Consider the following 14,714-nt stretch of genomic DNA (forward strand, 5'->3'; position numbering starts at 1 on the left):
AATTCCAGCATAAGCATCAGTGCCGAGCATTTGCTGTGCAAGGAGAGCACCGACTGTAACCCCTGCCGCTAACCCTGCTCCACCTAAAATTTGTGAAATACTAACAACGATTAATGTACGTTTATATAACGATTTTTGTTTTTCCGTAGAAAAATGGAAGCTTTGTAGCCAAGCTGATTGTTCGTCTAATGCTTTTAGGCTTTCTTTCTGTAGCATAATCTCACCTACCTTTCATGATATGGATAATCCGCAACTAGATTTCCCCATCATAACATGCATAAAAAAACCACACAACAACATAATTGTATGGCAAACAATATTAAGTAAGTTCGCTCAGCAACCGTTTAGAATGATTGATCCCTGTTCAAGCTTCTCGAGTGTTTTCGGTGCACACACAGAAATCCTTACAGCCTATGACCTGTTTCGGAGCAAATGTTGCGACTGCTGGAAGCGGATTTTGCCCCAAAAGATAGTTTTATCAATCGATGGTTTCCAGCTCATTGAATAGTTCTCAAATGAATTAATTGGCATAATCTTCATCCTTTTTCACAACATAATATGATGGTTCTGTTTATAAAACAATTATCTTTTTTCACCCCTTACTATTCAACTTTTCGAATTATCCATTTTCCTACTATTTCTATAAAAATGGACAGCAAAAAGATCGTCCTTGATGACGATCCATTATTTAAGACTATTCATTTAACTTTTGCAACTCCTAAAGCAAAATGGCTCCAAAGAATATCTTCTACTAATTCAGCTTGTGATTCTTCACATTCAACAATTAAGATGATTTCCGCATGCTCTCCTTTTAATGCTCGTTTATTTTTCCTTACAACCAATTCCATGAACAGCCTAATAGCGAAGCCAAGAACAAACCCCACAAATGCTCCTGCTAGCCCCGAAAAAATCGGTCCCCATGCTAATTTAAAGCCCATACTTGCCCCTATTACGGCAAATGCTGTGGCGAGTCCCATACCAATATCAATCAGGCTTGTACCATCTGACCGATGAAGGGTATCAAAAATTTTACGGTCTTTTTCTTTATTATCCAATGGGACCGCAAAAATACTTTCTTTTTTAATCCCTCTTTTTTCTAGGGTTGAAATGGCCATTTCTAAAAATCCCGTTGTCTCGAATGTTGAAAAAAGCTGCAATTAGATCACTTCACTTTTTGTCCTTTTAGTATTTGGAAATTCGCAGATTGATAATTTTCCATTAGATGATTCCTTAAATCTTTTTCGAACAGTTTGTTATTCTCAACCGTATTAGTATATGAATCATACACTGCAAACCCATAGTGTGAAGGGATAAAAAGAAGCCATTCAGGTTTTAAAATAGCAGTTGCTTCCTTTATTTGGCCCAGAAAAAGAAGGACAACCGCTTCTTGTACATGCGAATAGTAAAAGAATATAACTAACCAACCAATAACAAAAAATGCAGTTAAAATCCTATGTATATACAATTGCCCTAATCCAGGAATAAACAATGACCACATAACGGCAATAACCGGATTTCGTTTATCCAAATAGTTAATCTCTAAAGCTCCTATCGAGAAGGAATTAAAACGGTGCCCTTCCCGATCCGCTAACAGATAGACTCTATTCATATCGACTGTAGTCCGATAACTATCCCAGATCCCGAAGATATAGACAGGGATATACATGAGTAGCCACCTTGTGTCTAATACTTCTTTCGCCATCTCAATATTCCCTTGAAAGGAATAAATCATGGATAAATTGACATGTGCTTTAATATTAACGACAACTTCCCAAATAAATAATGCATACCCTCTAAGATATTTAGATAAAAGCATATGCCCGAATCCAGGGAACGCTGCTGACCACCATGCAATGATATAAGGATTTCTCAAATGCAATTGAGTCGTTCCTAAAGTACTTACATAGGCTTTATATCTTCTGGCGGTGTTGTCATTGGTGTAGTTATCCATCCGATTCTGTTCACCCTCAGAAGTTATTTGTCTTATATTTCCCATAAAAAGATGACAAATATACCTGTCTTTAGTCCGTTCAATCGCCCTTTATATAATAAGCAAGAAAAGCTCCACTAACCCGCTGACATGTTTCATTCATTTTTAAATAAACTTTCCACCTAACATAGCCATGCCCTTTTCAAAAGCTCAACACCAAATTCTATTTCATCAAGAGAAAGATGACTAAATCCAAGTTTAATCATAGGGTCATCGTAAATTTTATTAATATGGTAGAAGGAGGTGGGACACACTTTTACTCCATTATTGGCAGCACGCTCGATTAACCACTCTTCTGATTGGTTTAGATGTATTTTGATTAATACGTACAAACCGGATTGTTCTCCAATAACAGAAATACTTGGACCAAACTGCTTTCTTAATTGTGAAACTAAGTGCTGCATTTTCTTTTTATAAACCAGGCGCATACGCTTGATGTGGCGATTCCATTCTCCCAATTCCATAAATTTGGCCATGGTAAGTTGACTGATAAGAGAGGTGGAACTCTCAAAATTTCGAAAGCGCTTTTTATACATGTTTAAAACAGGTTCTGGCAGCACCATATAGCTTAGACGAATTCCCGGTAAAAAGGATTTTGAGAAATTTCCTAAATAAATGACTCTTGTTGAATCAATTGAGGCAAGAGCAGGAAAGGGTTTTTGTGTATAGCGGAATTCACTGTCATAATCGTCCTCGATTATATACCCCTTCCTCTTGTTTACCCATTGAATTAGGAATTGTCGTTGACCGATCGACATGCTGACACCAATTGGACTTTGATGTGATGGTGTGACATAAATTAATCGTGATTGCATTTGTTCCAATAGTGAAAGGTTCGCACCGGTTTCGTGAACAGGCAATGGTTCCAACCTAAAGCGATGGAATTGAAACGCCTCCCGGGCACCGTCGTAACCGGGGTCCTCCACGATTACACTCTGAAATTCATCCCTTAGTATATGTCCCAAGTAAACAAGTATTTGCTGAGTACTGCTTCCGATGATAATAGCATTAGCGTTTGTTTTCACACCGCGTGATTCGAATAAATAATTGGCGATTTGTTCGCGCAATGCTTCTTCTCCAAAAGGATCTCCATATTGAAAGGTATCCTGTAATGTTAATACTTGATTGGAGATTCTTCTCCAAATTTCCATCGGGAATTGTGGTTGATCAACGGCATCCCCCCTAAAGTTCACTTTCGGGGGAATCATGGTCTCTGTTTGCCTTTTCTTCTGGGGAATATAAGGCTCCTGAAAGATTCCAGGTTCTAATTCATTGGCGAAATACCCTTTTCTTCCCTCACCACGAATATACCCTTCAGCCACAAGCTGTTCATATGCCATTAACGTTGTATTCCGGCTGACATGTAGGGAATCGGCAAGTTGTCGAATGGAAGGCAATTGTTCATTTGCCAAAATGTCTCCCTGTTCAATATATAATTTAAGTTTCTCGTAGATTTGTTTGTATTTTGGGCTATGATAGTTAAAAGTAAAAATGGTATTATTCATTCTCATTCCTTCTGACATGTATGTTTGTTTGATATTGTACCTTTTTTTATGTCAGCTTGTATATTATTATTTTATTAACCATTCACCAAAAATTTTGAAAGGATGATTGTATGTATATTCCTAAGCAATATCGTATGAATCATGATGAAGCCATTCAATTGATGAAGTCTAACCCGTTTGCCTTACTGATTACAGTTGATGAGCATCGTCCCTTGGCCACGCATATACCTTTGGAAATTCGTGAAGAGGACGGAAAAATCTATGGTACTGGGCACATTGCTTACGGAAACAAGCAGAAAAAAACGTTAGAAAATAATAGTGATGTGTTACTTATTTTTCAAGGAGCACATGCTTACATTTCATCAAGCTGGTATGCGGTGGAAGAAGTTCCTACTTGGGATTATCTGGCTGTACATGCCTATGGAACGGCACGTATCATCAGTGGCGACGAACTGAAATCAGCTTTGGATACGATGCTGAAACACTATGAGTCTCACCGAGAAAATGGAAGGCTCTGGGATACATTTGATCCAGAGTTGCTTGAAAGTGAAATGAAAGGTATAGTTGGGTTTGAAATTGAGATCACTTCTATTCAAGCTGCAGCCAAAATGAGCCAGAATCGTTCTGACACTGATTACAAATCAATTGTTAGCGAGCTGGAAACATCAAATGACCAAGAAGAAGTTCAGGTTGCTCAGTGGATGCGTGAACAACGGAAAGGGTTATTTAAATAAGTTCATAACGAAATGGAGAGTAAGTTTATGACTAAATTTATCATTGAAGATGATTTTTGGACATTATTCCCTCATGCAAAAATAGGCACCGTTATTTGTGAAGGGATCGATAATTCTATTAGAGACGTTGAAATCTACGAGGGTCTGCTACAGGAAGCAGAGAAAGAAGCACAAGCATTTTTCAGTCAAGAGGAATTCAGCAATAATCCCGTTATATCCGTTTGGCGAGATGCTTTTCAAAAATTCAAGACAAAGAAAGGTGCAAGGTGTTCCATTGAAGCTTTACTGAAACGGGTGAAAAATGGCAATCATATCGGAACCATCAACCCGCTTGTTGACATATATAATTCGATTTCATTACGTTATGGGCTTCCATGCGGTGGAGAAGACATCGACACGTTTGCTGGCGACATTAGGCTAACGCGAGCAAATGGGAACGAACCATTTATCCCATTGGGAAGTGATGAAAATGCTCCCCCATTTGAAGGTGAAATTGTATATAAGGATGATGTTGGTGCCATATGCCGATGCTGGAACTGGCGTGAAGCTCAGAGGACAATGCTGACAGAAAATACAAAAAATGCATTCCTATGCATTGAATTAGTCGATGAAACAAGAAGCGATGAGTTTCATTTAGCGCTTAGAGAACTGTCTGATTTGGTTTCACAGCATCTTGGTGGTACGGTAAAGATGGAAGTCTTAGATATTCATAATAAGCAAATGACGATTGTAGGGTAAACTTACTAGTGTTATGATAATTACTTAAAATACTGGTAAAAGGGGTTTTCTCCATGATTCATGTACTATTCGTCTGCCTTGGAAATATTTGCCGATCACCGATGGCTGAAGCTTTGTTTCATGATTTAGTGAAAAAGGAACAGCTATCTGACAAAATTGCCGTTGATTCCGCTGCCACCAGTTCTTGGCATATTGGTTCCCCACCCCACAAAGGCACACTGGAAATCCTGAAAAAATATCGGGGTTCTTCAGAAGGGCTTGTTGGCCGCCAATTAACCAAGGCTGATTTTGAAAAGTTTGATTACATAATCGGGATGGATGAAAGCAACAAGAAGAACATTTCGGAGATTCTGGGTCAGCCGAAACATCCGAAGATCTTTCGCCTGCTTGATCTAACGTCACATAAAAAGGATGTTCCGGATCCTTATTATACCGGCAATTTTCAGGAAACGTATGATCTTGTTTCAGAAGGCTGTCGCGCATTGCTGGAGAAAATTCGGGTTGAACATGAATTATAACAAAAAAGTGCCAGGTACCATCCCGTTTTGGAAGTGGTGCCTAGCACTTTTTTTGATTATTTTATGAACGACAATATTTCTGTCCGTGCTTGACTATCCGTTGCAAATACTCCACGGGCAGCCGTGGTGACGGTACTAGCCCCCGGTTTCTTCACTCCGCGCATGGTCATGCACATATGCTCGGCTTCAATAACCACCATGACCCCATGAGGCTCAAGTGTTTCCATCATGGTATCGGCAACAGTCGAAGTAATTCTCTCTTGTAATTGCGGTCTGCGAGATATAGCTTCCACCGCTCTGGCCAATTTGCTTAGTCCTGTCACCCGACCATTTTTAGGAATGTAAGCTACATGTGCTTTGCCGAAGAACGGAACGAGATGATGCTCGCACATCGAGTAAAATGGAATATCCTTTACCAATACTACTTCTTCGTGGTCTTCGGTGAAAATGGTTTCGAAATACACTTTCGGATCAATCGTTAAGCCGGCAAACATTTCTTCATACATTTTGGCCACACGTTTTGGAGTATCCAAAAGCCCCTCTCTGTTTGGATCTTCACCAACCGCTTCTAATAGTAAATGTACTGCTTCTTGAATTTTCTCTTTATTTATAGTACTCATCATTTCTCCCCTTTTTCCTCTATAAAACTATACGCCGCGCTTGTTTCCCCAAACATACGTATGCAATTGCGGCAACACTTTTACGTTTTTAAGCTCGTGATCTTTCATGACTTTTTCGATCAGCCATTCATATTTATCAATTAATTGACTTACTAACTGCTGATTTTCATTCGTTTTGTTATCATCATTTCCTACCTGGAAGAAAAACGGAACCTCAGGATAACGGAAATGGACATTTTTCGCATATTCGTAATCTTCCCCATTGAAAACAACGACCTTTAAGCTGACATTTCGAGAATGGTCTGCTTTCATTAGGTTTTCAATTATTTGGTCAAGTGTTTCAAAATTGGTGTTCATTCCTGAACTTGGCGGTTTTGGTGAAATTGTTAATTCATCGATTTGGTAAAACCAATCTTGCCACTTGCTGCCTTGTGTTTCTAATCCGATGTTTATATGATTTTTCTTTAATAATTCTATTAAACTGTTAAGATTTTTTAATAAGGCTGGATTCCCTCCAGAGATCGTAACAAAGGAAAATCCATCTCCGCCAAGGCTAACTAGCTCCTGCCAAATTTCTTCTGCAGTCATTTGTATGGTTAACTCTTTTCCGGTTCCGTCCCAGGTAAACGCAGAGTCACACCAGGAACAGGAATAATCACAACCGGCGGTACGCACAAACATGGTTTTTTGCCCGATTACCATTCCCTCTCCTTGGATGGTCGGTCCAAAAATTTCCATAACAGGAATTTTACTCAACTTCCATCCACTCCCGTCTTGCTTCGGCGTAGCTGGTAGGCGTTTCAAATAAACGGACAAACTCCACTCTTGCTCCAAGGTATTGAGGAATTTGATCCAGTGCCTCTTTCATTTTTTCGAAAATCCAAACCACCATATTTTCTGCTGTCGTATTCATTGGAGGCAAGGTTTCGTTTAAGTAGCGATGATCGAGATGAATCTCAATTTCATTTTTCCAAATTTCAATAACATAAAAAAACCACTCCCCATTGATAGGAAGTGGTTTAACCTATTGTTATTATTAGAAGAATGATTTAATACTTGCTAGGATTGTAAGAATACCGATGATAATAACAAAGATATTGCTTAATTTGCCTCTGTACTTAGCTAGTACAGGAACTTTACGGATAGCATACATTGGTAATACACAAAGGATTGCTGCAACTAGCGGACCGCTCAATCTATCAATTAGTCCAAGGATACTTGGGTTTGTATACGCAACATACCAGCATGATAATACTACAAAGATAAGAATTGATGTCTTAACTGTCTTTTCTTTGATGTTCATTCCACGTGCTCTGCCAGCCTCAAGAATCATGTCACGCATAACCTCATACGCTCCAACATAGTGTCCAAGGAAAGACTTTGTTATTGCTACAAATGCGATGATAGGAGCTGCAATTGTAATTAGATTTGAGTTTTGCTCATTCGCAAGATAAGACAGAATAGATAGATTTTGTTCTTTTGCCATAACTAAATCATTTGGAGTTAAGCTCAAGACACTGCTCCAAACGAAGAACATAACTACTGTGAAGGTCATAATATAAGTAACCTTTTGGATTTGCGCGCTCTTTGCGTCAACAGCTTCGATACCATAAGTTGCTCTCTGTTTGATAACAAATTGCGAAATGATAGGAGAATGATTAAATGAGAATACGATAATTGGTAGAATCATTAATATCGTTCCAAAAATTCCAGTTCCAGTTGAAGCAGTTGAAACACTTGAGAAACTAAGCATCGACGTATTCCACTGTGGAATTAACGATACTGCAATAAAAAGTAGGGAAAGGATAAACGGATATACAAGCATACTCATAAATTTCACTGTAATATCTTGTCCAAAATTTAAAATCGCTATTAGACCAAGTATTAACACAAGTGATAAGATTGCCCTTGGAGGCTCTGCCATGCCCAATTGATTCACCATAAAACTACTAGCTGTATTGGTTAGAGCTACTGAATACATCAACACAATCGTATAGATGGAAACAAAAAATACGATATTAAAAATTATACTTGCCTTTTTCCCGAAATACTCTCTTATCGTGCCTGTAATCCCCTCTTCAGCGGAGTTAGAAGCATAGATCATTTTAGCAAGTGCTCGATGTGAGTAGTACATGATTGGAAATGAAAGTAAAGTAATTAATAGTAATGAAAGTAAACCGCCTGCTCCGGCATTAATCGGTAAAAAGAGTACCCCTGCTCCAATTGCTGTTGCAAAAAGGCTCAAAGCCCATGTGGTATCTTGTTTATGCCATTTTTTCGGATCTGGATACTGTTTTTGTTCAGGTTGTTTATATTCATAATCTAATTGTCTAGCGGTATTCCCTTGCATAATACAGTCCTCCTCGTAATATCTTATATTTTTTATTTTAAAAATAACTAACTACCCTTTAAAAGTTTGCTCAATATTTCACAAATTGTCAGCAAATGTTACCTCGGTATATGTTTGTCGCCGAAGATTCTACTTTTAATCGCAATTCCTGTCGGTGTTGCAGCAACTCCACCAAGACCTGTTTCTTTTAATTCACGAGGCATTTGCCTTCCAACTCTATACATCGCTTCAATGACTTCATCGGCATTGATCACATTTGTTACATCTGCTAATGCAATATCCGCTGCGACTAAAGCATTTGCTGTTCCGATGGCATTTCTTTTTACACAAGGTATTTCGACTAAACCAGCAACAGGGTCACAAACAAGACCTAGTAAATTTTGCAATGCTGTTGAGAATGCTTCAGAAGATTGCTGCGGTGTTCCTCCTGCCGCTTCTACCGCTGCAGCTGCTGCCATAGCTGACGCACTTCCTACTTCAGCCTGACATCCACCGAAAGCTCCGGCAATACAAGCATTATTTGCAACAACCATCCCAAACAATGCAGATGTGAAAAGAAAATGAATCATATCTTCACGACTTAGGTTGAGTGTATCTTTAATACCAAATAGTACGCCCGGAATCGTCCCACTTGCACCTGCTGTTGGAGTCGCACAAATTGCCCCTAACGAAGCATTCACTTCATTCACTCCAATTGAGCTTTGGACTCCGTATACCATCAAATCCCCAGAAAGTGTTTTCCCTTTTGATCGATAGTTCATTATCTTTACTGCATCTCCACCAGTTAAACCAGTTGGTGAAAATACACCGTCGCCTTCAATGCTTCTATTAATGGAGTTTTCCATTGTCGTTAAATTCTTTTCCATTTTGCTCCAAACCTCTTCGTATGAAGCTTTGGTTATTTCCATTTCCTGTTCAATCATTAATGCATAAAGGGGCATTTGTCTCTTATTTGCTGCTTCAACAATTTCCTTTATTGATGTGTACATATCTTCTCCCCCCTGTTTTTAATAGAGAATCATAATATTCGCTAAGTTGTTTAAGCTTTCAAGTTCTTTCTGAACATTTTTTGACAATAACATATCTAAAGCAAACGCATGTAAATACTTCTTGCTTCCTTCTAAATGATAATAGTCGTTTACTTCTACTTCATATTTCTTAAGAATTCTACGTAACATGAATTCAATATCCGTATCTTCAGAAATGGCGATAACAATTGGCAATGGCCCAGTTAGTTTTAATTGAAAACCACCTACCTCAATCTCTTTCACTTCAATTAATCCGCCGCCGATCGAAATTCCGAGTGTTCGAATACTTCGACTATCATCTTCCAAATAAACATCTGCTGTATTTGGGTGACCTGCTGGACTTTCCCCTGGAATCTCAATAAAAGTAATATCAATGCCTTTTGCTTCTGCTATATTAATCGCATCTGGTACCCTGCTGTCATCTGGAGCAAACCCTAAAATCCCCCCAATAATGGCAAAGTCTGTTCCATGTCCTTTATGAGTTTCCGCAAAGGACTCGTAGTACTTGACGACAACCTTCTTCGGAAGACCTTGAAATAACTTATTTGCTACAGCCCCAATTGCTAAAGCTCCTGCAGTATGTGAACTGGAAGGACCAATCATAACTGGACCAATCACATCAAAGCAACTTTTGTACTTAACTACCTTTTTTTCTTTAATTGGCGCCAACCCTATACTCATAAAAGTACCTCCTTAAATTTGGCCCAAATGGAGTTTCATACAGTCTTTTTAACCATTCGGACTCTAGCAGACATTTGAATGAAGATGTTAGAAAACGCTTCCAGACCCCTGCAAAAAAATTTATTTTTCTGTAAAACTATTACCTTGTTAATAGAAATAATTTATTACAGTAATTATTTTTTATTATCACATGCAAAATATATCATGCCTTCTACCCTATGTCAACGCAATAATAATAATAATCTATTATTATAAAAAAAAATTATTATATTGCCTTGGAATATTTCAAAAGTTTGATATAATCTAATTGAACTATAAAAAAATGGGGATAATTATACCAATTTTCCCCTACTATCCATTGTCTTGATAGTAATATAAATGAAGCGTAACCAAGCGAACAGTATAATTAAAACGCTTTCAATAAAAATTTAAATAATAGGAAAAGAACTCTTGTTTATTGGAAAAGTACTATGTAAGGAGGAGTATTGATTGGAGAAAGAGTTATTTCGGCACTATCAAAATATCATGAATTACTTCGGAGCAATTTTAGGATCTAATTATGAATTTGTTTTACATGTCTTAAAACCTGAGGGTGGTTCTCAGATCGGTCACATCGTCAATGGAGAATTAAGCGGCAGGACACTGAATGGGCCATTAACGGATTACGCCAAAAAGCTTATCAGCGAAAAAGTCTATTTAGAGAAGGATTTCGTTACAGATTATGTTGGAGAAGGACCGCGAGGAAAAAAGTTTCGTTCATCTACTCTGTTTATAAAAGATTCTAAAGGTGTATTACAGGGTCTGTTATGTATAAATTTCGATGCAGACGTCTACCGCAAAGTCGCAAAAGACGTGTTAAAGTTAGTTAATCTAAGCCTTGATATTGAACATATCGAGATGAAAACCGAACAAGAGCAGCCAGTTGAACGACTTCACGATAATGTTAGTAATATCATTTATACTGTAATCGATAAAGATATCCTAGAATCTGGTGCCCAATTATCACCAGATCAAAAGAAACTGGCGATATCCAAATTAAAAGAATATGGGGTATTTGATATTAAAGGTACCATAAATGAAGTTTCTGATATAATGGGAATGTCTGAATCAAGTGTTTATCGTTACCTTCAGATGGTATCACGAGATTATTCAATGCAAAAATAACCAAATTATAATAATAGGTACAAAATTATCTTGGGTAAACCCAACTAATGATAATTCAAAAATATTAAAAACAAAAATAGTCAGAGTAAGTATCGATAAATTGTGTGATTGCATTTGTCTATCTGCTGAAAAGTATTATCGAGAAAAAGACTCTAATCTATTCAAAGACCATAAATTCAAATTTCTTGACTTTAATTCGTTTAAAAACCAAGGAAAAGATTTTGATAATTGATCTTCTGCAATCTGGGCGCTTTTCTGAAATAAGGAAAGCCCTTTTCTTTATGAAAAGGGCCATATTCTTAAAGAATGATGGTGACTCCAAATAATTCTGGTCTACTCTAGGAGATAAAATGAATCCGAACTTAATACTATCATGGTTAGCAACAAAATTGCTTTCAAGTATTGCACTTTAATTATTATCCAGAGGGCTTTTCGTCTTTTCCTCCTTAAAAGAATGTAAACTCCATTCTCTTTGTTTATCTGACAGCCCCCATGGTTCGTGTTGTAACATCTATTGAAGTATTGATTGTTGCTTCTCCTAAGGCTTTGCCCCAATGGTCCTGAACTTGTTCATATTGCTTATTTTGATAGGCTCTTGCATATAAACCTAAGCCAATTGGATCAATATTATGTTTTTGGATTTTCTTTATTAATTGGTCAAATTGTATTTTCAGTTGTTCTTCTACCATTTTTTCTAGTTTGTCATTATTATGATTCATATTAATTGGAGATAGACGCTCCGTTATTTCCATGAACATTTTTACGTGAATGTCGAATGTAAATTTACCATGATTATACCCTGTATGAATTTTTGTTTTTACGTTACGAGCATTAAAGCTTAACATATTTCTGTAGATTGTGTTCTCCTTTTTCCCATATACAATAGGGAGGGTAAAACTAAAATCAACATTCTCTCCTTTTAATATTTGTAACAAGGTTGTTTCCTGAGGATTAAGCGAAGTGCTATACCCTCCCTTCTCGTTTAATAATGTACTGCCTGTTATTGTTATTTCTTTCTCCAGTTTAATGTTAGGAATGCTGGGAGTGAGACCTTTGTCAAAAATCTGCCGATGCAGATCCTGGAGCGTTGTTTTTATAGTTTCACCCTTTTCATTTGAAGTATCGATCATGGACTTTAAATATATTGGGGTGATTGGTTTATCTTTAGCATTAAAAAGCATAATCTCTGAAACAGGACCATCTACTATTATTATTCTAGGATTGACTGTAGCTTTAGTATCGCGAAAAAAAACATCTAGTAAGGAAAGCCAATTTGGATCTTGGAGCATTTTTTTCCCAATAAGTAGAACCTCAAGTTTTGATCCAACAGAGACACCAGAGCTGCGAACATCGAATTCCTTTCTAGATTGCCGAATTGTTTTGGCCCTGACTTCAACTATTTCTTCTTTTTCTTTTGCTTCTTTACTGAATACAGGACTTGATTCATAAAATTCCACATCATTTTCTTTATTCAAATCTATTCCAAATGCTAAGTGAAACATTATATCCTCCATGTATGGCGGTGGTACCATTCCTGATGGAAGGATGATTAGGGAAAATAGTAATAGAAAAAGACCAATCAACCTCTTCATTTGATAAACCTACTTCGGATACGCTCATGGATACTTAAGTAAATCCACAAAAACAATGGGATTATATATATGAAGGGAAATGCAATTTTCGCGCTCAACCCTTGCAACAGGTCATTTTGATTAAAAGTAGGAATAACAAAATATATGGTCACCACCATCAACAGTAATAATAGAAGCAAGTGTTTGCTATGATTCTGTTTCCCGAATAGCCAACTTGTACAGAAAACAGCACCATAGATATAAGGCATCCATGCCCTAGAAAGAACCAACAAGTAAAACGCAAGAAAAATAATTTCCATTCTCTCTAAAAATCGAAACTCCACGACTTTTAATATACTTAAAGTAGGTTCGTTAAAATGAGTAATTTCGTCGGGACTAAAGAAGGCAAAACATACAAGAGTTATGAATAAAAATACGAGCATTGATAATGAATTGGCGATAATAATGCCTACGGAAGCCTTTTCCTTATTTTGTAAAAATGGATATAGCAAAAACACGATTTCAAAGCCGAAAAAAGAATATGCAGTAGTTTTAGTTGCTAACAGCACCTTCTTCATATCTTTGAACAGTGGGAGAAGGTGAATCCAGTGATGGTTTCCCCATAAGGCAAACCAGTAGAAGAAAGGCATCCATAATAGGAGGAAAAAAACGAGTTCAGCGTAACGACCGATGATACGAATTCCACTACGAGCAATAGTATAGGTAGGGATCGCGAATAAAAACATAAGGACATAACCAGCTACTCCCGGCAAAATCCATATTTGAATAAATAGGATTGAACGCTGAAGAATGAGAAACGCACTATAAGCGAAATACAGGGCAATGAAAAGGGCAATAGCTTTTCCTGCCCACTTTCCAAAATACTTTGTAATTAAATCGATTAGTGTCCCTTCAGGATATTTCTTCATTATTTGAATAATGATTAGACTTGCTACAATAGATGCTATCCAGCCAAAGATGATAATGATCCAACCATCCGTACCTGCCTTTTCTGCCAAGATTCGTGGGAGTTGCAGTACACCGATGCCAACTTGTGCGCCATGTATTAAAAAAATATATTGCGTTAATGTAATCTCATTGTAAGTATACTTTTTCATTTTCCACCCTCCCGAGGATCATTGGATCCTTGTTTCACTGCCTGAATCGCTCTTGTGCTCAAAGGACGACGGGTCATTTTCCAGAGTGGAACACGCAAAAAACTATCCTTCCAATCGGATAAATAGATTGGAGTAAATGGACTGCTGTATGGAATACCCAGCGATTCCAAAGAAATAAGATGTCCAATCAAAGTGATTAAACCAATCACAATACCTACAATTCCAAACAAAGATGCAAGAAACATCATAGGAAATCGCAATAACCGAATGGCTGAGCTCATATCATAATTAGGTATAATAAATGAAGCAATAGCGGTAGATGCAACAACAATAATCATCATGTTGCTGACAATCCCAGCTTGTACAGCAGCTTGACCGATTACAATAGCCCCTACAATCCCTACCGTTTGCGCTATGGGAGCTGGAAGACGTATCCCTGCCTCACGAAGCATTTCTAGTGCAATCTCCATAATAAGTGCTTCAATCAGTGGAGGAAAAGGCACCTCAGCGCGATATTTTCCTATGTTGAGCAACAATTTTATAGGAATTAACTCGTAATTAAACGAAATTAAAGATATATAAAGTGCGGGGAAAAAAATAGCCACGAAAAAAGCCAATAACCTCATTAACCGTATAAAATTTGCCGTTAGGAAACGTGACCCATAGTCATCCACATTGTGAAAAAAAGATATAAGTG

The 14,714-nt window shown here is 37.5% G+C and carries 15 protein-coding genes and 2 pseudogenes; 4 read left to right on the forward strand and 13 right to left on the reverse strand.

Going from position 1 to position 14,714, the window contains the following annotated elements:
- The 4 genes and pseudogenes from V7083_RS11995 to V7083_RS12010 form a co-directional block, all read right to left on the reverse strand.
- Positions 1–219 (reverse strand): annotated as a pseudogene (locus V7083_RS11995) (MFS transporter); the annotation flags it as partial.
- Positions 220–698: 479 nt separating this feature from the next.
- The gene (locus tag V7083_RS12000) at positions 699–1,157 is read right to left on the reverse strand and encodes a hypothetical protein (protein WP_335477970.1); all 459 of its coding nucleotides are present in this window, start codon (positions 1,155–1,157) and stop codon (positions 699–701) included.
- Positions 1,158–1,162: 5 nt separating this feature from the next.
- Positions 1,163–1,951, reverse strand: coding sequence for a hypothetical protein (locus V7083_RS12005; protein WP_335477972.1), 789 nt, complete (start codon positions 1,949–1,951; stop codon positions 1,163–1,165).
- Between the two features lie 161 nt (positions 1,952–2,112).
- Positions 2,113–3,495 carry a PLP-dependent aminotransferase family protein gene (locus tag V7083_RS12010; RefSeq protein WP_335477974.1) on the reverse strand — a complete coding sequence of 461 codons (1,383 nt, stop codon included), beginning with the start codon at positions 3,493–3,495 and terminating at the stop codon, positions 2,113–2,115.
- Positions 3,496–3,605: 110 nt separating this feature from the next.
- Between V7083_RS12010 and V7083_RS12015 the strand changes: the two genes are divergently transcribed.
- The 3 genes from V7083_RS12015 to V7083_RS12025 are packed head-to-tail and all read left to right on the forward strand — an operon-like array spanning position 3,606 to position 5,485.
- Positions 3,606–4,229, forward strand: a complete 624-nt coding sequence (locus tag V7083_RS12015) for an FMN-binding negative transcriptional regulator (protein WP_335477976.1) — start codon at positions 3,606–3,608, stop codon at positions 4,227–4,229.
- A gap of 27 nt (positions 4,230–4,256) precedes the next feature.
- A complete protein-coding gene (locus V7083_RS12020; protein WP_335477978.1) occupies positions 4,257–4,967 on the forward strand; it encodes a B3/B4 domain-containing protein in 711 nt (236 codons plus the stop codon).
- A 53-nt stretch (positions 4,968–5,020) separates the two neighbouring features.
- Positions 5,021–5,485, forward strand: coding sequence for a low molecular weight protein-tyrosine-phosphatase (locus V7083_RS12025; protein WP_335477980.1), 465 nt, complete (start codon positions 5,021–5,023; stop codon positions 5,483–5,485).
- Between the two features lie 56 nt (positions 5,486–5,541).
- Here V7083_RS12025 and folE read toward each other — a convergent pair whose 3' ends face one another.
- The 6 genes and pseudogenes from folE to sdaAB all read right to left on the reverse strand — a co-directional run bounded on the left by folE (position 5,542) and on the right by sdaAB (position 10,164).
- On the reverse strand, positions 5,542–6,105 hold the full coding sequence (gene folE / locus V7083_RS12030) for a GTP cyclohydrolase I FolE (RefSeq protein ID WP_335477981.1): 564 nt from the start codon (positions 6,103–6,105) through the stop codon (positions 5,542–5,544).
- Positions 6,106–6,132: 27 nt separating this feature from the next.
- Positions 6,133–6,861 (reverse strand): 7-carboxy-7-deazaguanine synthase QueE, encoded by a 729-nt coding sequence (gene queE / locus V7083_RS12035; protein ID WP_335477983.1) that lies wholly within the window; start codon positions 6,859–6,861, stop codon positions 6,133–6,135.
- Positions 6,854–7,084: pseudogene (locus V7083_RS12040) on the reverse strand (6-pyruvoyl trahydropterin synthase family protein); the annotation flags it as partial. The pseudogene V7083_RS12040 and the gene queE, both read right to left, overlap by 8 nt.
- A gap of 57 nt (positions 7,085–7,141) precedes the next feature.
- Positions 7,142–8,455 carry an aromatic amino acid transport family protein gene (locus V7083_RS12045; RefSeq protein WP_335477985.1) on the reverse strand — a complete coding sequence of 438 codons (1,314 nt, stop codon included), beginning with the start codon at positions 8,453–8,455 and terminating at the stop codon, positions 7,142–7,144.
- Positions 8,456–8,553: 98 nt separating this feature from the next.
- Positions 8,554–9,444 (reverse strand): L-serine ammonia-lyase, iron-sulfur-dependent, subunit alpha, encoded by an 891-nt coding sequence (gene sdaAA / locus V7083_RS12050; RefSeq protein WP_335477987.1) that lies wholly within the window; start codon positions 9,442–9,444, stop codon positions 8,554–8,556.
- 18 nt (positions 9,445–9,462) lie between these two features.
- A complete protein-coding gene (gene sdaAB, locus V7083_RS12055) occupies positions 9,463–10,164 on the reverse strand; it encodes an L-serine ammonia-lyase, iron-sulfur-dependent subunit beta (protein WP_335477989.1) in 702 nt (233 codons plus the stop codon).
- A gap of 489 nt (positions 10,165–10,653) precedes the next feature.
- Here sdaAB and V7083_RS12060 point away from each other — a divergent pair, with 489 nt between their 5' ends.
- Positions 10,654–11,328, forward strand: a complete 675-nt coding sequence (locus V7083_RS12060) for a helix-turn-helix transcriptional regulator (RefSeq protein WP_335477991.1) — start codon at positions 10,654–10,656, stop codon at positions 11,326–11,328.
- 476 nt (positions 11,329–11,804) lie between these two features.
- Here the strand turns inward: V7083_RS12060 and V7083_RS12065 are convergent, their stop codons facing one another.
- From V7083_RS12065 to V7083_RS12075, 3 genes are all read right to left on the reverse strand, one after another.
- Entirely contained in the window at positions 11,805–12,920 is a 1,116-nt protein-coding gene (locus tag V7083_RS12065) for a Ger(x)C family spore germination protein (protein WP_335477993.1), read from the reverse strand.
- Complete coding sequence (locus V7083_RS12070) at positions 12,917–14,017, reverse strand: GerAB/ArcD/ProY family transporter (protein ID WP_335477995.1); 1,101 nt, start codon at positions 14,015–14,017, stop codon at positions 12,917–12,919. Before V7083_RS12070 ends, V7083_RS12065 begins: the two co-directional genes overlap by 4 nt.
- The coding region (locus V7083_RS12075; RefSeq protein WP_335477996.1) for a spore germination protein at positions 14,014–14,714 on the reverse strand (701 nt) is incomplete at its 5' end. The genes V7083_RS12075 and V7083_RS12070, both read right to left, overlap by 4 nt.

Source organism: Bacillus sp. JJ1764 (assembly GCF_036962145.1).
Lineage (GTDB): Bacteria > Bacillota > Bacilli > Bacillales > Cytobacillaceae > Neobacillus.